This window comes from Leptospira ilyithenensis (assembly GCF_004771005.1).
GTDB classification, from domain to species: domain Bacteria; phylum Spirochaetota; class Leptospiria; order Leptospirales; family Leptospiraceae; genus Leptospira_A; species Leptospira_A ilyithenensis.
In genome coordinates this window covers 15800-34643 of sequence record NZ_RQHV01000053.1, presented here as the reverse complement: position 1 = coordinate 34643, position 18844 = coordinate 15800, and the positions used below count along the sequence as shown (strand labels likewise).

The following is an 18844-nucleotide window of genomic DNA, read 5'->3' as shown; positions in this document are numbered from 1 at the left end:
GATCGACGAATTCCCGAGAGGGAAATTCCTACAAGTAATGGGTCGATTGTATTATATCGATAATTTACGTTCATTTGCCTTATTGCTCGGAATTGTATTCCATTCTGCAATTGTTTATGCGCCTAAAATCGGGTATGCGATCCAAAATCCGGAACGTATCGAACCATTCGGCTATTTTTGTTTTTGGATCCATAGTTTCAGGATGCCTCTGTTTTTTATTATCTCCGGTTTTTTTTCCGGGCTCGTTTGGGAAAAAAAGGGAGCCCTTCATTTTTTAAAAGGCAGATGGGAACGCATCTTTATACCGATGTTAGTTGGTATTGTCTTTTTGGCACCTGTGCAGTATTTTTTAATTCAAAAAGTATCACATCCCCATCTTTCTTATTTTAACTATTATTTATCTTTTTTTTCAAAAGCAGAATTTGGTCAGTCTCATATCTGGTTTTTGGTAAATTTGTTTTTATACGGAATATTGTTTGCCTTTTTGCCAAAGGATTTTATAAAAAAAGCATCCTCCCTTTTTCAAAAAAAACACGAATCGATTCTATTTTTTGTTTTACTGGTTTTTTCCTTTTCTCTGACTCTTTTGGCCCACTCCTTTTTCCCCAGGGGTGACAATGAATTCGGCATCGACAAGCTTCTGTTTTGTTATCAATTCGCATTCTTTTTCGGAGGGGTATTTATCTATCATTCGGGTAAAATATTGATAACGGTATCCGAATCTGCAGCCGGATCTTCTTTTCGGCTGGTCAACTGGATTTTGTTCGGTATGATCGTCTACGTTCTGTTTTATGAGTGGGAAACCACCGATCCTCTGTGGATGCCTTATTTCCGGGGAGGAGTTTATAATCGAATGATCCATATTTTGTTATGGTGTCTTTCTCCTTTCGTTTGGTTTCAGGTGTTCGTATTATTATTTCAAAAATGGGGAAATGGAACCGGTGAAATAAGCAAGTATTTGATTGATTCCAGTTTACCTGTTTATCTGGTCCACCATCCCATCTCTCTTTTTGTTGCTTTTTATTTTAGGAATTGGGATTTCCCAATCGTAGGGAAATTTTTATTCCATCTTTTGATAGTTATCAGCCTTAGTTTTTTATTTTATGATTTGATTGTGAAAAATTCAACAGGTTTAAAAAAACTTTTCGGTGTTAAGTGATATCTTTGCACCGAAAAAGTTTGTATTGATTTACGGATTTTTAAATCAGGTTCGACTAACGGCTTGTATGGCGGACGCGACCGCTGCATCCATAGTTCCGTTATGTTTTGCCAAATGTTCTCCTGCAAAAAACACTCTTTCATAAGACTCCACCCATGCTTCTTTGATCCCCAAAGAGCCCGGAGGAAATAAGGATACAAACCCTTGGCTTCCGGTTGCTTTCTGAAAGGAATGAAATACATACTGAGAGTGATCCGCCAATTCCAAAATCTCATCCGTTTTTGTTTCGGATAATGACAATTTGAGCATCGCTTTCTTCTGTGCGTCCGATCCTTTTTCAAAAAGGGATGCTCTGTCTCCTGTGGCAAGAGAAGTAAGGAGGTACGACTTTTCCCCGATAGCTTCTTCACTTGCAACATAGAGTGCCTGGGCTGGCGTATCGGTTAACAAGAATTTGGGGAATAGGTTGTCTTTTTTTACGCACAGGATTATGTTTTTGGAAATTTTACCGGATTGCATTCTGAGTGCGGAATAAACCAAATCCTTGGGAAGTCCCGGTGACCATTTGATATCCAGAACCGCTGCAGGAGGAAGAGTACAAATGATTAGGTTCCCACGAATGACTTTTCCCGATGCAAGTTCTACTTGGGCTTGGGATTTCATCTGGCTTACTTTTGTGATGGGATCTCCGAGACAAATTTCTGTATCGCCTAACTGTGTAACAAGTGAAGAAATGATTTTGTCCGCACCTCCCGAAACATAAAAACCGGGACGAAGTGCTGATTCGGCCGAGGCAAGATCATTTAAAACAGCTTCACTTGAAATTTGATTCAGATCTTCGCCGAAAAAGATTCGATAACATTCACTTAAAGCCCGAACATCCTCTTCGGCTAACCCTTGATAGCGGGCGTAAGATAAAAAATTTATCTTATCCAATCCTTGTTTTTGACTCTCATTCAAGGATTTATGCAGATCAATTACCTTTTCCAAGGTTTCTACCGAGCTTTGAGAAAGCTGAATCAAAGAGGAGGACTCCCCAGTTTTTTTGATTTGGAATTTTTCTGCGAGAGGTGAGATTTTCAATTCCAAGCCGAGTTGTTTTACTAGACTTTTGATATCGGATTGTCCGTCCCCGATCCATTCCGCACCCAAGTCCTGAACGATATTATTTGTTTTGTCCCTATGAGTATAGATTCGTCCGCCCAATCTTTCCGATCGATCTACAATCGTAACATCATATCCTGTTTGGCGAAGTAGATAAGCTGAGTAGAGACCGGAAAGTCCTGCTCCCATGACGATTGCTTTTTTAGAAGAGGAAGATTTGCCCATTGGCTTTGTTTCTGCGGCTACCGGGGTAATCGCCCAAGAGTTGCGGGAAAGTACAACGCTGGAAACGGAAGTTGTGATTGCTAGTTTTTTAAGGAAGTCTCTGCGATTCATAAATCTTGCCCCTAAATTCTAGCAATTCAGAAAAAAGGCTAGAAAAATTACCAAATTCGTTTCTACTAGCCATTGCTTTTTTGCATCAAATCCGAGGACTCTTTGAAAATTAATTTGAAAAATATATTTTATTCTCTTGTTTTAGTTCTTTTTCTGCCGATGTTTCCTGTTTTTTCCCAAGCACCGTTGGTTTTGGATCATCATATGGAAGGAAAAACCGTTTGGCAAAACACTTTGATTTTGGAAGATACTTCCGCAAATTTTTCTAAAGAGGAAATTATTTCAGGCAAAAGAGATTCCGAATTTTCCAAGCTGCAAACTCCGAATCTCGGGTTTTCCTCTTCCCAGTTTTGGATTCGGCTTCCCGTTCAAAACCCGTCTCCCGACACATTGGAATGGATATTGGAATACAATTTCCCTTTGATTGATGAGATAGAAATTTACGGGAACCACCTTCCTTTCGGGATTCATAGTTTAACGGGTGATAGTTTTCATTTCTCCGAAAGAAATGCAGATTATCGAAATGTAGTGTTTCCTCTTGTTGAAAAACCAAAGACACAATCTGTTTATTATATACGTATCAAATCCGAATCAACGATCCCCATCAGTTTGGAAGCTTGGTCTACTAAAGAATTGATTAGCAAAATGACAAAGGAACAAATCCTGTTCGGTTTGTTCTATGGAATCATGTTTGTCATGGCGATTTATAATTTTTCCATATTTGTTTTCACAAGAGATTACAGTTATTTTTTTTATGTGGTATTCATAACGTCCATTTCTCTTTTTCATCTTTCTAACAACGGTTTTGCGTTTCAGTATTTATGGCCTGATTCCCTCTGGTGGGCAAATTATTGTCTTCCGTTTTTTATCTGTAGCTCCTGTTTTACTGGAATTTCCTTCGCAACTTATTTTTTGAATTTAAAAAAGCATGCTCCATTATTTACAAAGTTACTAACCTACTGGTTTGGAATTTTAGTAGCAGTAAGCGTTGTTGTTTTCTTTCTTCCTTACCGAATGGCGGTTTTGACTTCGATTGGTTTTGCCGTTCCTACCGCCATTATCATGATTATCAGCGGTATCATTGCAGTTTTAAAAAGATCCCGAACTGCCAGATTTTACCTGATCGCTTGGACTTTCTTTCTATTGGGTTGCCTTCTTTTTTCTTTGAAGAGCCTAGGCATTCTCCCTGACAATCATATTACCCGATGGACGATACAAATCGGAACCGCATTGGAGTTGGTTTTATTGTCCTTGGGTCTTGCAGATCGTATCAATTTTCTCTCCCGTACTTTAAGAGAAAATATCCGCGAACTATCGGGTACTAAGATAAGGATTGAAGAATCGGAAAAGCGGTTTAAGGAAATTTTTCAAGGGTCGGAAGAAGTCATTTTTATGTTAAACGAGTCATCTGAGATTTTGAATGCCAATAGATCTCTTTCCAAACATTTGGGATTTCGTTTGGATGATGTTAAAGGCAAAAAAATAACACATCTTCTATACTCCACAAAAAAGAAGGCGGGCTTTAACGAATTGTACGTGAATGACAAATTCGATGAGTTGAACAAAACCAAAAAGGTTGTCCATTTCCAAACTGAGTTTGCTCAAAAATACGTGAAAGAACCCAAAGACATGAAATGTAGTATTCAATTTGTAGAGTTGGATGATACAAGAGAAATACTTGTCAAACTTTCTCCTCAATACGAGGACACTCTTTCTAAATTAGTTGTTTCCGAAAGAATCGAATTTTCTATGAACAATTATCTGAGAAATGCAGAATTGATTTCTCAAAAGATCACATCTCAACTGGCACAACATATGAATTCGGTAGAACAAACGGAAGTGCGAACCGCTGTTAGGGAAATACTCATCAATGCGATCGAACATGGAAATTTAAACATCGGGTTTGAAGAAAAATCAAACGCACTCATAGAAGGAAATTATTTGGAGTTTTTGCAGAAACGTCAGGAAGACGCAAGATATAACCGAAAAAAAGTATTTATCAGTTATATTCTGAATGAGGAGTATGTCGCTTATCGGATATTAGATGAAGGGAAAGGGTTCGATCATCAAAAGGTTTTTTCCAAAACAATGGAAGAATTGAACGACGTGCTGGAACAACATGGCCGGGGAATCCTAATGACTCGTTCGGTATTTGACAGGGTGGAATACAACGACGCAGGAAATCAGGTGAGTCTGATCAAATATTTAAGAAAACCTACTTAGTTTCTGACCCAGTCGAGTACCCACCATTCATTCCATTCCTGTTCAAATAACATTTTGCCGGGAAGATGGGATTGTAATAGATCAACGAACGCGTCTTTTTTTTCCGTAATGATACCGGAAAAAATAAATCGAGGTGCTTTGATTTCGGCCAGTGAACGGATGTTTTGTGATAAAACTGCAAATGTGATATTTGCAATTGCAAGTTCATACTCGTAATTGTTTAAGTTAGGATTGGACAATCCGGATTCTTCTACCGTAAAATGAATCTTTCTACCGAAATCGTTTTCTTGCCAGTTGGACCAGGCCGCCTTCACCGCATTCTGATCTATGTCCAGAGCAAAGATTCTATCCGTTCCCAGTCTGCCGAGACCGATGGATAAAATCCCCGAACCGGTTCCTAGGTCGCATGCCGTTTTAAAAAAGCTTTTTTCCGTTTCCTTGATCGCATCCAGTCTTTCTAATATAAGTTTGGTGGTCTCGTGATGGCCGGTTCCGAAAGCTACTCCCGGGTTTATGAATAAAGGAATTCCTCCCGAAGGTTCCCAAAGAGTTTTTGTGCCTTCAGAATCTTTTTCCCAAGTAGGAATGACCCAAAGTTTTTTGCCCACGGCAAAAGGTTTATAAAATTCCTTGTATGCTTCTTCGTAATCTCTGGTTTCTATTTCTCTCGATTCGTAACTAGCTGATTCTAAAAAATTGATTTTGAGAAAGATGATGATTTTAAGTTCTTTTTCAATATCGTCTTTGTCCAAATAGATTCGGATATTCGTATTTTCCCTTAAAATTCCTTCTTGGTTCGGCTCTTTGGGAGCGTCTCCGTCAAATAGAATTTCATAATACCCTGCAACAGAGAGGCTGTCCAATAGTTCGTATAAACTATCCGAACCCTCTTTGGGTAAATTGACTTTAAGTTCTCTGTATTCCAAGTTAGGTGAAGGAATCGGTAGGAACTATCCTACTTCGTCCGTATAATCCATAACCAGATACATAAGCGTTTCCTGGTCGGTAGGATTTGAATATTCGTGAGAAACATCGGCTTTGAAAAATACGGAATCTTTTGGTTCGAGTTCCACTACTTTTTCACCAACGCGTAACCGAAGTTTGCCGGAAACAACAACGATATTTTCCGTTGTTCCGGTTTTATGAGCTTCTGCAACTTCATGTCCGCCCGGTTTTAATAATAATTCGTAAAATTCTGTTTTTCTGTTTCCGAGAAAAGGAAACAAGGCTCTACTCGCGAAAACTTTCGAGTTTGAAAAAAGCACTTTTGAATTTTCCGCTTTCAATACATGAATGCCTTCTTGGTTTTTCTCTTTGAGTAGTTCCGAAAAAGGAACGTTCAATCCGTTTGCAATTTTCCATAAAACGGAAATGGTAGGAACCGATTTGCCTTGTTCGATTTGAGAAAGCATTGCGCGGCTTACACCACAACGATTTGCTAATTTGTCCAGGGAGAACCCTTTTGTATGGCGGATGAGTTTTAGGTTTTCTTTGACCACATCCGTAATGTAATCTCCCGATTCTGCGAAAGCTTGTTCTTGTTCATCAGTGGGAGGTTCGAGTTTGGTAGCCATTGCTCAAGAATCCAATATAACAGAGGAAATGTCAATCCACTATCGGAAGAGTTTTAATTTTTTCTCTTCAATTACAAAAACAGGAGGAGATTTGGGAATTTTGGAAGCCATTTGAAACACTTCTTTGGCAGTTCCCCGGAAACTAAGCTCTCCTTCTGTCGAAATTCCCAAGGCCAAAAACACCCTTCTGTCCCCAGGCAGGAGTTTTGAAAGAGATTCCAGAAGGTGTTTGGTGCGATAAGGTGTTTCATAAAAAACGAGTGTATGGCCGAGGCTTAGATAGGTTTTGATTTCCCTCTCTCTTTCTTTTTGGTCTCGGGGGAAAAATCCGAGGAAGGTAAATGGAGAAGTGGAAAATCCGGAAGATGTGAGTCCGGCGATCGCAGCAGTAGGTCCCGGTGCCGATTTGACTATGACTCCCATTTCCCAGGCACGGGGAACAAGTCTTCTACCCGGATCTTCCAGCCCGGGACTGCCCGAATCGGAAATAACGCATGTTAATCGGGTCGTTGAGAGGCGAAGTGCTATCTCCTGCAATTCTTCTTCCGTGGTATGTTCGTTCAAGAGATCGAATGATTTGCTGATTCCTAATTTTTTCAAAAGAGTGGAAGTGGTTCTGGGTTCTTCTCCTAAAATCCAATCCGCTTTTTCCAGCAACTCCTTTGTACGCGGAGGTAGGTCGCGGTCATCCCCAAGAGAGTTGGAGACAAGATAGAGTACGGGTTTGCTTTGATCCATGATCTATTTAGCTCGTTCCTTAAGTTTCCAAAGCAAAGTAGGGTTGAATGGAGATTCCTTTTTCCGAACAGGCTTTTACAAATTCAGGATTTCCCCTGTCGATTGCCACACCCAGCTTCCTTGCATAACATAACATCGGATAATCGTTGAAAGAATCTCCGAAGACGAGATCGGGAATCTCTCCGATCCTGGACTGAATCGCTTTTACTTTTCCTTCACCGTAAGTGTACGGTTCGATGATCTCATGTGCGTAGATTCCGTTCGGATTTTTTTTCTGAACCATTCCGATTACATTCTCCTCTTTTACGGGAAAGTGATGAGCAATGGCTCTGATTCCGTCTTCCGGAGATGCAGTGACAATATAAATCTTCCAATGATTGGAATTTAAAAATTCAATGAGATCGAGCATCTCTTTTTGCGGAAACACCGCAAATCCTTCTCTCAGCCGGGCCACTTTTTCCCAAGTCCTTCGGGAAAGATCGTAAAAGCCGTCTTTGGTATAACCTTGGAAAATAAACGAAGTCCATCTATATCCCTTTTCAATTCCAAACTCTTTCAATTGGTAAGTGTATTCTTCCCAAACCAAATGCTCTTTTTCGGAAATCGGTTTGGTTTTATGATTTTTCCAATAATCCTTGTCTCTAAAAAAAAGGGAAAGGTCGTCAGGAAGAAATAACATTCCCTCGGAGATAACGGAATCCATGATCTTTTCACCGAAGTCGTTTCGGATCAGAGTGTTATCAAAATCAAAACAGGCGAGACCTGGGGAAGAGGAGATGATTTGAGTTAGGCTCGCATGCACGGAAGGAGCCCAACTTTTAAGAGGAAAAGAAGTCACTAAATCAATTTGCGAAACTCACCATGCTTGTGGCAACACCTTCTTCGAAAGGGGTTAGGAAGTTCTCCGGATTCAAATAAACATTATGGTATCTCACTTCGAAGTGAACATGAGGACCTGTCGACTTTCCCGTGTTTCCGGAGAGTGCGATGATCTGTCCTTTTTTAACAAAATCACCTGGTTTTACAAGCACCACATTATTATGACCGTAAACAGTGTGAAAGTGATTGAGATCATTATGATAGATTTTAACAGCATTCCCGTAGTCACCGCTTCTTCCTGAAACTTCAACTAGACCGTCTGCGGCAGCTAGAACGATTGAGTTTTTGGGGATTGCTATGTCCACACCGGTATGAAGTGTGTTCCATCTTCTTCCGATTCGGGAAGAGATTCTGGTTTTGCCATTTGGTAAGACCGGCCAGATGAACTGATCAATTTCCGTGCCGATTGCTTCTCTATAGCTACCTGCTTCCTGTAGGGAATTAGAATATTCTCTACTATAAGGAACAAAAATCGGGCGACCCAGTTTCTTTTTTTCTTTTTCGGAAATCGCATTTAGGCTGATCACGTCATCGTAATCTGCTCCGAATTCGACCGTTTTTTCCAATAATGTCTTTTTTTCCGAACGAAAATCCACCCAAAGTCCCCATTTCTCCTGGTATCTTTGGAAATCATGGTTATCTAAAAAGGCAGGTTCGTTTTTTCGCTTCTGATAAGAAGCAAATGCAGAGAAGGTAACTACGAAAACCATCGCCGCAAGAATAGTGAACAAATATCTTTTTCGTTTCATCGTTTTCAGCCTCACATTTTATTGTGCACCGCCAAATTCTCACAGAAAGGTTTCTGGTCAAGGAAAAGGGCTTCCTTATTTGGCACTAAAATGTCGAATTATGTCACATAATTAACCATGTTCAATGGATAGGCAATCTTAAAATCGAGGTTTTGGCGGGGAAAAATGTGAGACGGCACTGTCGTAGTGAGAAGTGAAATAACCTTCCTACAGGATTTTCCTGTGAGGAAGGTTCTAGTTCGTAAATAAATTATTTATTGGCTCTGCAATTGTAAAGAATGGTGAGAATTGGTTTGATTGCGATAAAGATAGAACCCGGCCATTACTAAGAACACGGTTCCGATCCCATAAGAAACCCAACCTAGACCGAAATAACCTAAAAGTCCGAATCCTAAAATCAAACGAATGATCTCCAGGGTGCCTCCCCAGGATTTTCCTTCGATCATCGCATTGACAGACACGAGAGAAAGAGTCACCCAGAGGGCAAAAAGTGCTTGGGAGAGCATTGTAAATTTGGTTACGAAAAGTAGAAACGCAAAAGATCCCAAAAGGATTCCCACAAACCATGCGGTCGTATAAGAACGAACTTCTGCATTTGGTTTAGGATCGTATTTTACAAAACTTCTCGCACTCACTTCCGGGATGGGAAGAAAACCGCCAGATTTGTTTTCTTCCGGTGGAAACCAACCGGGAGGCATTAGGAAAACTTTGATTTTGTTTAGGATTCCTTTTGCATGGAATGCTTGTTTGCAGAGCTCTGCATAATAATGATAATTCGCATAAACCGGATTGAAGCTTTTGAGAGGTTTCACCGTTCCGTAAACGCATTCTTCTTCTTCCACTTGGAAAGTACCGAACATGCGATCCCAAATGATGAAAATCCCTCCGTGATTGCGATCGATGTATTTCGGATTGATTGCGTGGTGGACTCTGTGATGGGAAGGAGTGGACAATAGATATTCCCCTACTTTTCCGATTTTATTCACAGCTTTTGTATGCACCCAGAATTGGTAGATCAGATTGATTTGGCCCACACCTAAAAACATCCAAGGGTGAAATCCGAGTAGGGCGATCGGAACGTAAAAAATCCAAGAAGAAAGTCCGCCGAGTCCGGTTTGACGGAGCGCCACTACCAAATTGTATTCTTCGCTGTGGTGGTGGATGACATGGCCTGCCCAAAAGAAATTCACTTCGTGAGAAACTCTATGGAACCAGTAATAACAGAAATCTTGTAAAACGAGGCAGATCACCCAAGCGAGCGGGTTTGTCAGTGCGAATTCGAAAATTCTAAAATGTTCATAAATATAAAAGTAGGCAAACAGTCCGACCCCTTTTTGGAAGAGTCCCCAAAGTTGGGAAATAATCCCTGTGCTCAGATCGGCAATGGAGTCATTCAATCGATACAGTTCTCTTTGTTTTTTGATACCGATGATTACCTCGATCCCGATGAGTAAAAAGAAAACCGGAATGGCGAATGTTACAAATGGCGGAGGTGTGAAATTTTCGAACATAACGAAATAGTTTTGCCCGTTTTATGACAAAAGGTCAAGTAATTCTTGACCAAGAGTCAGAAATTGTTTTCGGTTCAACTCTTCCGGTCGGGAAGTGGGGGAAATATTTGTTTTTTCCCAGGCCTTTCTTACTGCTTCCTGAAATTTTGGGTCTTGTGAAAAAGGAGAGTCTCTTAAACTAACTTGGATTTGTTTTCTTTTTCCCCAAAAAAAAGTGCGGAGAAGCCTGGACCAAACGGCTATATCCTCTTTCGAATGGAATAAACGTTCTTCCTTCGGGCGGGGAAGAATCCGAATCAAGGCGGAGTCAATTTTGGGAACGGGATAAAAACATTTTTTATTTACTTTTTTCAGGAATTCTATTTTTCCCATACCTTCCAGAAATATGGAAAGAGAGGATATTTCGCCTGTGACTCGTTCGGCGAATTCCTTCTGCACCATAAAAACACCGCCTCTCCAATTTTTAAATTCAGTAGCGATGATTGTCAGTATTTCGCTTGTTAGATGATAAGGAAGATTTCCGAATATGAATACTTCTTTGGAAAAGATATGATGGAGATTTTCCAAAGCGTCCCCTTCATAGAGAACGGCTTTTGGAAAAAGATTGAGGTATGTGGTTTTTGCAAGTTCGATATAGGCGCGATCAATTTCAAAAAGATAAGTAGGTCTTTCAAACTCCAAAATCGGATAAGTGAGAGTACCTAGCCCGATTCCGATCTCCGCAAGTTCCACATTTTCCTTTTCGAAAAAATCTTTGCTGCACTCTGCAATATAACGAACTATATTCTGATCGATTAGAAAGTTTTGTCCGAATTTCTTTTGCGCAACCAGAGAGTTAGAGGAAAGAAAATTTTTGATCTCGGAGAGTTTGATTATGGGAGCGTACAAGTAGTTCCTCTACGCTTATAATTTTCCAGTAAGAAGAAATCCCAAGAAGTTTTTGGTATTTTTTCCAATCTTCGGGATTTTCTTTCACCCATTTGGGAAAATCAAGTAACAAGATCCCCGCTTGTTCGGTTTCCGAATTCAGTCCCGATTTTATCCAATTTTTTTCATAGAGAGATGTGATTTCTAAAAGCTTGGAAAACTTTTTTTTGTCTCCCGTATAGCGAAGTACGGGGATTGGATTTTTCTTTCCGAAAAGAACAACCGGTAGAGTTTCCGATCTGTCGATTTGGAAGTTTTCGTTCCAGGCATTTATCTGTTTTAACCAGGGTTCCAGTTTTTCCTCGTTGGTAATGACGGAAAGTCTTGCAGAGACATTTGTTTTTAAAATTTCTTTTTGCAGATCCAACACATAACGGAGACAAGACTCCTTTTCGAAGAAGATGGAATTCGCATTCATATTTTGCAATCTTAGTGATTTTACAAATGTTTCAAATTGGTTTTGAGAATAACAATTCCCCAAGATCGAAATCTTTTCCTCTCCGAAAAAAAATGCGTTTCCTTTTTGAATTCTATGGACCGGCAAATTTTCCTGACTTTGTTTTACCGAGAGAATCAAAACTCCGAAAGGAAAAAACAAAACGATACCCGATAGGATCAGAAAATGGAAAAAAGAATAACCGATCTTCGGATTGTTTACGATGTCTTTGGGTTTGAAGATTTTATAGATTATGATAAAAAGGAGTATCGTGAAGATAAAATACAGCCAAATCCCCGTTTGTTTGTCATTCCATTCGTAATAGAATCCTATTTTTCCGGGCAATGCGGTTACCAATTTCAATAAAATTCTTAAGAATAGATCGGTTATGATCCAGAAGAGGTCCGCAATGTTTTGGAATAAAAATTTTTGAATGATAAGGCAAAGATAGAGTAAGGGAAGAATGATTCCTGCGAGAGGGATCACAATCAAATTGATCAGAATACTGCCGAATGAAAAAGAATGGAATACATAGGCGAGACTTGGGAAAGTTCCGAAGGAACAGGAAAGTGACAAAGTCAGATTGTCTTTCAAGAAGTGGGAGATGTTTGGAAATAGAACTTTGTCTATTGCAGGTTTTAAAAAGAAGATTCCGAAGACCGCCCCAAAAGACAGTAAAAATCCGACGCTTAGATAATCTCCCGGAAAGAAGAGTGCCACTGTGGCTCCGGAATAAAATAACGTGTCGGAAGATTGAGCCTTTTTATAGAAAATAACACCTAACATGCTGTAAAATGCGAATGAATAAGCTCTTACAAAAGAAACGGGAAAATTCAAGAGATATAGATAAAAATATCCAAACAGAAGGGACACAAGAACGGGAAGGATTCTGGAAAACCAAAAAACCCTCTTTAAAAATAACAAACAAAAACCTAGATAAATTCCCAGATGAAGCCCCGAAGCGGCAAACAAGTGCAATACTCCTCCTTCTTTCGCTTCCTGTTTGACGGATTTTGGCAAAGATTTGCCGGAACCGAGAACCAATCCTTCCGCAACTAATGCCAGTTCTTTGGGAAGCTTGCTTTCTTTGAGTAACCCTCTGACTTCTTCCTGAAATTTGTAAGGATTTGAGTTTTGATTTATTCTTTTTTCCTTTGGAAAACCTTTTGGAAAATAAATCTGAAAACATCCGAAAACTAAAAACCCTATGATCAGATAGAGAAATTTTTTTTTAAGATACGATTTTATAAATCGGGAAAAGAAAGGAGGAAGTAGTAAAAACAAAATGGAACCGATACAGATAAGGAAAGAAAAACCGGGAATGTTCGGATAAATCCGATTTAAGAGTCCGACCAGACAAATCCCGAGGGAAACCATTCCCCCTTCGGAAGCGGGAAAAATGCGTGGAAGTGGTGAGGACTTCATACCTCTTTAGGTAAAAAACTAAAGAGATCGGACCTGCCCTATTCAAAAATAAGAAAGAAAGATTCGTAGTTTTGACTAAAAAGGATAAATTCCCAAAGCCTTTCGAACTTCCTCGATTTTTTTTCGGGCGATCGAGCTTGCCTTGGTCTTGCCTTTTGCCAAAATTTCATTCACATAACTTAGATCATTCGAAAGTTCTTCTCTTTTTTTTCGAAACGGTTCGAAATGAGTCATCACTTGGTCCAAAAGTGATTTTTTCAAATCACCGTATCCTACCCCGCCGGATGTGTATCTGGTTTTAAGTATTTGTTTTTCTTCTTCATTTAAAAACAAAGAATGAATTTGAAAGATGATGGAGGTATCCGGATCTTTCGGTTCGGATATTTCTTTGGAATCACTTACAATCGACATGATTGCTTTTTTGATTTCTTTTTCCGTTCCGAACAGATCAATCGTGTTTTTGTAGGACTTTGACATTTTAGCACCGTCTACACCGGGTATGGCGGCGGTGTTTTCGTCAATATCCGGTTCGGGAACGGTGAGTGTCTCTCCGAAGTTTGAATTGAATCTTTCTGCAATATCTCTTGCGAATTCGAGATGTTGTTTTTGGTCTTTCCCTACGGGAACTTTATCAGCAGAATAAAGCAAAATATCCGAGGCCATAAGGACGGGGTAGGTGAAAAGTCCCGCTCCGGGAACAAATCCTTTTGCTACTTTGTCTTTGAAGGAATGGGCCAATTGCAATTGGGAAACTGTAATGGACTGAGATAGATACCAAGTCAGCTCCGTTACTTCGGGGACATCGCTTTGAATCCAAAAGATGGTCTTGTCCGGATCAACTCCCAGCGCAAGTAGATCCAAAGCCGCTGAGATAGTATTTTCTTTTAGATTTTCTTTTGAAGAAAAAGTAGTTAACGCGTGTAAGTTTGCAATGAAAAGCATCAACTCGGCTTTGTTTTGGTAATGTAGAATTTTCCGAATTGCAGAAAAATAATTTCCTAAATGGAGTTTGCCTGAAGGTTGTACACCGGTTAAAATTTTCATGAAATAGTTAAGTTGTATTTTGTTGCTATTCCGAAGATGCTTCTTCCGAATCTTCTCCGAAAGTAGACTCGGAATCATCGGAAGATTTTTTATAAGATTCGGAATTGAAAGAAGAATATGTCAGTCTTTCGTATTCTTTGTGCAATTTGATCAGTTCCTGTTCTATTTTTCTATGTGCGGTCAGTTTGGTTGTTGTCTGTTGGTCTTTGAAGATCACCGCATAATTGTACAAATACTTTGTAAACTGGGTCAAAACATCTTCCACATACATTCCGTTGATTCTTTCTTTAGCAACGACCGCTTTTTCGTGGTGGGGAATGAACCTTTGCATGATTTTGATTTCTTCTATCACTTTTTCCTTTGTTGTTGAAATTTTGTCGGATATTTTTCCTCTGGATTCGGTTTCTTTGGCCATCAGATGATTTTCTATGATGATATTGAGTTTGTTTGCAAAATTGCCGAAAAACTCGGAGGCTTCCGTGAGTGCGGTTAAAATCGTATTTGCAATTTGGTCGATAGTACCTTTGTTGTAATCTCCGTTATACTGTTGAAAAGTATATTGAAAGCTGGGGAACTTGCGATTGAAATTATCAATCGTTCTCACCAAATTGTTCATGATTTCGATTTCTTCTTTGAAAAGACCCGGCTGCACCAGAAGCAAATCCTGATTTTGGTTTTTATCACCTAGCCTTACATAACCTTCCAAAAGGTTGATATAAACCGTTTGGATGTCTCTTAGAAGCAGGTATACCAAACGATGCGGCTGTGACTTGTATGAGTTTTTGATTGTTTGGCTGCGGGCACTATCAGGCATATGGTGCGCCATATAATCGTCCACAACTCCATTCAAAAAATCGAAACTGATTTTTCCTTTGTCATCTATAGTAAAATAACGGGAACGGAGGCTTTGCAATTCTTCCTTTTTGAAAACCCTCGTGTTGATATCATCCGATATTTTCGCAACTGTGATCTCTACTTCTTTTTGAATCTCACGCGCCGCCTGAAATTTATGTTCCTGGATGGCAGGTACTTTTAAGTCGGCAACAATCTCCTGCCAGGAAAACATTTTCTTTTTGGAAACAATATAAAATGCGGTAATGGCATCCGTAAGTTTGGGCCTTGTGGATTCCAAAGAAAGTCCGAAACTGATTCCATCCATTACTGTGGAAAGTCTGGAAACCAGTTTATCATCTTGTCTGACTACTTCCGGCAAATGATCCAGAATGATTTGGCGTGCATCATCTCTTTGTAAAAAGCGCACATAGAACATTTGCATTTTAATGGAGCGATCCAAAAATATATCAGGGGAAATTTTGTCCAGGAATAGAGAATCGAGTGATACGAAAGCGCTGAAGAATTTATTATAGTTATTGATTACATTATAAACAAGAGGAGTCCATAATCTCCATCCTTGTTGTTCGGCCATTCGAAGCGCCTGGATCGTTGGAATAATTGTGTCCTCTTTTAACGTGCGGAATAATTTTTCAACTCCCGGTGAGATGCTCGGATTCCTTCCGAAAAGTCCTATATCAATGGCGCCGGTATCTTTGGCGAATTTTCCGATGGAAGAAGCTCCTCCTCCGCCTCCTCCGAAAAGACCCGCAAGTAATCCTCCACCCGTCTTGGTTTCGTTAGGTTTTTTCTTGCCTGTGCCTTGCTTTTGTTTGATGCTATCAACTGTTACCAGTTCGCTGGGAGATCTTAATCTTTTTTCGGATCTTTGTTTGTTGTCTTGGGAAGAAGACCCGTTGTCCCGGGAAAAGGAAGAACTGGAACTTTGTTTTTCTTCCGAAGCAGGCTTTTTTTTCTCTTCTATTCCCCGTTTTTTATTTAATATATCTTCATCCACTTTTCGGATCAGATCGATACGGATGAATACATCGTTGGATTTTAATATTGCTTCATCTATCAGTTGTTGGTGTTCCGGTGTTCTTGTCTTGCGATATAAATCGGCAAAGACTCGGTGAGCTTCTGTTCGCGAAACGGGTGTCACTCGTTATTCCTTCTGGTTTAATGGATTCTCAACGATCTGAGAACTGGTCGGGGGTTGAAAATTAAATAAAGAAGTCCCAAGACCTATATTGGTAGCGATTCCCGAAAAGGCAATTTCCGTAACTTCTTCGTCGTCCCTTTTCATTTTTAAAACCCTCGGCATATCATTATCGGATACTACTAAAATGACTTCTGTATATCTTTTGTTTGGTGAAGTTAGACGAAATGTTTTACCGCTTATTGTAACATTTTCATATCCCGATAAAAATCCACCAAGTCCGCCAGACACACCTTTCAGATCCTGTTTTCCGGAAATGGAGGAGTCAGGATTATAAAACCATAATGTCTTTCCATTTGACGAAATAATTCTTCCGTCATTCAAACGAACATGGAGCTGGTAGGGATTTTTGTAAGAGATGATTCCTGTAAGTCCTCCGTTCACAGTGACTGTGGCTCGGAAACTTTCCAGGGAATTCAAACGACCGATGACTGAATTGAGTTTATCTCTTCCGTCCTGTGCCAAAATTCCTTTGGAGAAAAGGCACAAGAGGGAAAACGAGAAAATTAATCTTAGAGAAAGAAGCACGGCTTCCATCTAAAAGAACGCATGGGATTACCCCAGCACTTTTTTGAATTCTGAAGTGAGAGCCGGAACTACTTCAAACAAATCCGCAACTACACCGTAAGTCGCTACTTTAAAGATCGGAGCGTCTCCGTCTTTGTTGATGGCAACGATGTATTTGGAAGATCCCATACCAGCTAAATGTTGGATGGCTCCGGAAATTCCACATGCGATGTAACAGTTAGGGGAAACCGTCTTACCGGTTTGACCTACTTGGTGTGAGTGGGAAATCCAACCCGCATCAACTGTTGCACGAGATGCTCCTAGGGCTGCCCCTAAAGTATCTGCTAAGTCTTGGAGAAGAGGCCAGTTTTCCGGTCCTTTGATTCCACGACCACCGGATACGATAATGGATGCATCCGCTAGTTGAACTTTGTTTCCGCCGCTTAGGTCTTTGGAAAGTGATTTGGTTCTCACTTCGCCAGCCTCAGCACCGGATTTTTCTACAGCACCCGCTCCGTCTTTCGGAGTTACTTCTTGGGAGTTTGCACGAACTGTGAAAATTTGAATGTCAGAAGTTACTTTGAAATTTGCGTAAGCTTTTCCGGAGTAGATTGGTTTTTTAGCAACGACTTTACCACCGTCAATGGAAAGACTAACTGCATCCGCTACGATTCCTGCGTTTGCTTTGATCGCAACACGAGCGGAATACTCTTTTCCTTGAGAGGAGTGAGGTAGAAGAACTACCGAAGGTTTTTTCTCTTGGATGATTGCGTAGATTCCGTTCGCATAAGCTTCAGGATTGAAATCACCTAGGTTGGCACCTATGATGGTATCAGCACCTGCCGCTTTCAGATCTCCTGCAAATTTGTCTATGTTGTCTGTAATGATTACAGCATGAACTTTTCCGCCGATTGCATCAGCAATCTTTCTGCCTGCTGAAGTAAGTTCTTTGGAAATTTTTTTAAGTTCGCCGTCTTTGAGTTCGCCTACTATTAATACGTCTGCCATGATCTTCTCCTTAGATAACTTTCGCTTCTTCGCGAAGAGCTTTTACGAGTTGGGAAGCAAAACCTTGTGCATCGGCTGCTTCTAATTTTCTGCCGGAAATACGTGGAGGAGGCGGTTCCAAACCAACCACTTCGATTTTAGAAGCGGTAGCTCCTAACTCATCAGGTTTTTTTACATCCACCGGTTTTTTCTTTGCAGACATGATTCCCTTTAAGCTAGGGTATCTTGGCTCGTTCAGACCTTTTTGAGCAGTCACAGCAACTGGTGCCTGTGTTTCTATGTTTTCAGTTCCACCTTCCACTTCACGTGTTGCAGTTACTTTTTTGCCGTCAAATTCGAGTTTGAGAGCCATTGCAATGTGAGGGATGTTCAATCTTTCTGCGATTTGGATGACTACTTGAGAGCTGTCGGTATCGATGGATTGGCGACCACCAATCACTAGATCCGCATTTTCAGATTTGATTAAATTTGCGAGCAGTTCAGAAGTGTAAGTAGAGTCAAAAGTGACATAATCGTCCACTTTTACGTGAACTGCACGATCAACACCCATTGCATAAGCGGTTCTAAGTGCTTCTACAACTCTGTCTGGACCTAGGGAAACTGCGATTACCTCGCCGCCCGTTTTTTCACGAATACGAATCCCTTCTTCAATAGCGAATTCGTCATATGGGGAGATGATCCATTTGACACCGGCTTCGTTAATAGCCTTATCTCCCACCTTAATGGAGGTTTCCGTATCTGGAACCTGCTTTACAAGAACAACAATTTTCATTCCTTAACCCCGTTTTCCTGGATTACCTTACGACCAGAAAATGAGAGCGAAGGGAGAAGGAAAGTCTTTTATTCTCGTAGAAAAACGTATTTGGACCAATTATAAGCCCAAATGATAAAGAAGATTACCACGAGGACATTGGCGTCGGTTTTGAGATAGAGACTCAGTCCGGTAGTCAAAGGGAGAAATAAAAAGAGCAGAAAGGAAAAAAATAAAATGAAATGGGTAGGTGTCTTCAGATGTTTCGGACTTTCCGAGAGGGTGGGAAAAAACCCTTGGGACGCCAAAGGTTCTTTTTTTTTCTCAACGAAAATGATATAAAAACAAAGACAGGCCAAAAGAAGAATATGAATCAACACTAAGATCATATGGCTAAGAAATTCCATTCGGACTTTGGAGAAT

General features: G+C 40.2%; 17 protein-coding genes. 2 read left to right on the top strand and 15 right to left on the bottom strand.

The genetic code is table 11. The features are described 5' to 3' along the window. Nucleotides 1-37 precede the first annotated feature (37 nt). Nucleotides 38-1159: an acyltransferase family protein gene (locus EHS11_RS12900; RefSeq protein WP_135764825.1), complete on the top strand. Its 1122-nt coding sequence runs from the start codon at nucleotides 38-40 to the stop codon at nucleotides 1157-1159. A 45-nt stretch (nucleotides 1160-1204) separates the two neighbouring features. On the opposite strand, the gene EHS11_RS12895 is transcribed toward EHS11_RS12900, so the two are convergent. Next, nucleotides 1205-2599 (bottom strand): flavin monoamine oxidase family protein, encoded by a 1395-nt coding sequence (locus tag EHS11_RS12895; protein ID WP_135764824.1) that lies wholly within the window; start codon nucleotides 2597-2599, stop codon nucleotides 1205-1207. Between the two features lie 102 nt (nucleotides 2600-2701). On the opposite strand from EHS11_RS12895, the gene EHS11_RS12890 reads away from it, so the two are divergent. Further along, nucleotides 2702-4822, top strand: coding sequence for a 7TM diverse intracellular signaling domain-containing protein (locus tag EHS11_RS12890; protein ID WP_246047869.1), 2121 nt, complete (start codon nucleotides 2702-2704; stop codon nucleotides 4820-4822). Here EHS11_RS12890 and EHS11_RS12885 read toward each other — a convergent pair. The 14 genes from EHS11_RS12885 to EHS11_RS12820 form a co-directional block, all read right to left on the bottom strand. After that, the gene (locus EHS11_RS12885; RefSeq protein WP_135764823.1) at nucleotides 4819-5748 is read right to left on the bottom strand and encodes a 50S ribosomal protein L11 methyltransferase; all 930 of its coding nucleotides are present in this window, start codon (nucleotides 5746-5748) and stop codon (nucleotides 4819-4821) included. The genes EHS11_RS12890 and EHS11_RS12885 overlap by 4 nt on opposite strands. A gap of 24 nt (nucleotides 5749-5772) precedes the next feature. Further along, nucleotides 5773-6396, bottom strand: a complete 624-nt coding sequence (locus EHS11_RS12880) for a helix-turn-helix domain-containing protein (RefSeq protein WP_135764822.1) — start codon at nucleotides 6394-6396, stop codon at nucleotides 5773-5775. A 39-nt stretch (nucleotides 6397-6435) separates the two neighbouring features. Continuing rightward, nucleotides 6436-7134 (bottom strand): 16S rRNA (cytidine(1402)-2'-O)-methyltransferase, encoded by a 699-nt coding sequence (gene rsmI, locus EHS11_RS12875; protein ID WP_135764821.1) that lies wholly within the window; start codon nucleotides 7132-7134, stop codon nucleotides 6436-6438. A gap of 19 nt (nucleotides 7135-7153) precedes the next feature. Further along, nucleotides 7154-7972, bottom strand: coding sequence for an HAD family hydrolase (locus tag EHS11_RS12870; protein WP_135764820.1), 819 nt, complete (start codon nucleotides 7970-7972; stop codon nucleotides 7154-7156). 4 nt (nucleotides 7973-7976) lie between these two features. Beyond that, on the bottom strand, nucleotides 7977-8762 hold the full coding sequence (locus tag EHS11_RS12865; RefSeq protein ID WP_135764819.1) for a M23 family metallopeptidase: 786 nt from the start codon (nucleotides 8760-8762) through the stop codon (nucleotides 7977-7979). 254 nt (nucleotides 8763-9016) lie between these two features. After that, entirely contained in the window at nucleotides 9017-10273 is a 1257-nt protein-coding gene (locus EHS11_RS12860) for a sterol desaturase family protein (RefSeq protein ID WP_135764818.1), read from the bottom strand. A gap of 21 nt (nucleotides 10274-10294) precedes the next feature. Next, nucleotides 10295-11161 (bottom strand): 16S rRNA (adenine(1518)-N(6)/adenine(1519)-N(6))-dimethyltransferase RsmA, encoded by an 867-nt coding sequence (gene rsmA / locus EHS11_RS12855; protein WP_135764817.1) that lies wholly within the window; start codon nucleotides 11159-11161, stop codon nucleotides 10295-10297. Then, a complete protein-coding gene (locus EHS11_RS12850) occupies nucleotides 11109-13061 on the bottom strand; it encodes a ComEC/Rec2 family competence protein (protein ID WP_135764816.1) in 1953 nt (650 codons plus the stop codon). The genes rsmA and EHS11_RS12850 overlap by 53 nt, the downstream gene beginning before the upstream one ends. Nucleotides 13062-13136: 75 nt before the next feature. Continuing rightward, the gene (gene trpS / locus EHS11_RS12845; protein WP_135764815.1) at nucleotides 13137-14105 is read right to left on the bottom strand and encodes a tryptophan--tRNA ligase; all 969 of its coding nucleotides are present in this window, start codon (nucleotides 14103-14105) and stop codon (nucleotides 13137-13139) included. 25 nt (nucleotides 14106-14130) lie between these two features. Continuing rightward, complete coding sequence (locus EHS11_RS12840) at nucleotides 14131-16098, bottom strand: hypothetical protein (protein ID WP_135764814.1); 1968 nt, start codon at nucleotides 16096-16098, stop codon at nucleotides 14131-14133. 3 nt (nucleotides 16099-16101) lie between these two features. Further along, nucleotides 16102-16692 carry a LolA family protein gene (locus tag EHS11_RS12835; protein ID WP_135764813.1) on the bottom strand — a complete coding sequence of 197 codons (591 nt, stop codon included), beginning with the start codon at nucleotides 16690-16692 and terminating at the stop codon, nucleotides 16102-16104. An 18-nt stretch (nucleotides 16693-16710) separates the two neighbouring features. Further along, nucleotides 16711-17670 (bottom strand): electron transfer flavoprotein subunit alpha/FixB family protein, encoded by a 960-nt coding sequence (locus EHS11_RS12830; RefSeq protein ID WP_135764812.1) that lies wholly within the window; start codon nucleotides 17668-17670, stop codon nucleotides 16711-16713. Between the two features lie 10 nt (nucleotides 17671-17680). Further along, nucleotides 17681-18442, bottom strand: a complete 762-nt coding sequence (locus EHS11_RS12825) for an electron transfer flavoprotein subunit beta/FixA family protein (RefSeq protein WP_135764811.1) — start codon at nucleotides 18440-18442, stop codon at nucleotides 17681-17683. A gap of 68 nt (nucleotides 18443-18510) precedes the next feature. Next, a complete protein-coding gene (locus tag EHS11_RS12820) occupies nucleotides 18511-18828 on the bottom strand; it encodes an LIC10362 family protein (RefSeq protein ID WP_167884437.1) in 318 nt (105 codons plus the stop codon). Nucleotides 18829-18844: the final 16 nt, after the last annotated feature.

Coding starts and splice junctions, on each gene's coding strand:
- EHS11_RS12900 (WP_135764825.1), top strand. CDS start 38: ATGGGTCGATTGTATTATATCGATAATTTACGTTCATTTGCCTTATTG.
- EHS11_RS12895 (WP_135764824.1), bottom strand. CDS start 2,599: ATGAATCGCAGAGACTTCCTTAAAAAACTAGCAATCACAACTTCCGTT.
- EHS11_RS12880 (WP_135764822.1), bottom strand. CDS start 6,396: ATGGCTACCAAACTCGAACCTCCCACTGATGAACAAGAACAAGCTTTC.
- rsmI (WP_135764821.1), bottom strand. CDS start 7,134: ATGGATCAAAGCAAACCCGTACTCTATCTTGTCTCCAACTCTCTTGGG.
- EHS11_RS12865 (WP_135764819.1), bottom strand. CDS start 8,762: ATGAAACGAAAAAGATATTTGTTCACTATTCTTGCGGCGATGGTTTTC.
- EHS11_RS12860 (WP_135764818.1), bottom strand. CDS start 10,273: ATGTTCGAAAATTTCACACCTCCGCCATTTGTAACATTCGCCATTCCG.
- EHS11_RS12850 (WP_135764816.1), bottom strand. CDS start 13,061: ATGAAGTCCTCACCACTTCCACGCATTTTTCCCGCTTCCGAAGGGGGA.
- trpS (WP_135764815.1), bottom strand. CDS start 14,105: ATGAAAATTTTAACCGGTGTACAACCTTCAGGCAAACTCCATTTAGGA.
- EHS11_RS12835 (WP_135764813.1), bottom strand. CDS start 16,692: ATGGAAGCCGTGCTTCTTTCTCTAAGATTAATTTTCTCGTTTTCCCTC.
- EHS11_RS12830 (WP_135764812.1), bottom strand. CDS start 17,670: ATGGCAGACGTATTAATAGTAGGCGAACTCAAAGACGGCGAACTTAAA.
- EHS11_RS12825 (WP_135764811.1), bottom strand. CDS start 18,442: ATGAAAATTGTTGTTCTTGTAAAGCAGGTTCCAGATACGGAAACCTCC.
- EHS11_RS12820 (WP_167884437.1), bottom strand. CDS start 18,828: ATGGAATTTCTTAGCCATATGATCTTAGTGTTGATTCATATTCTTCTT.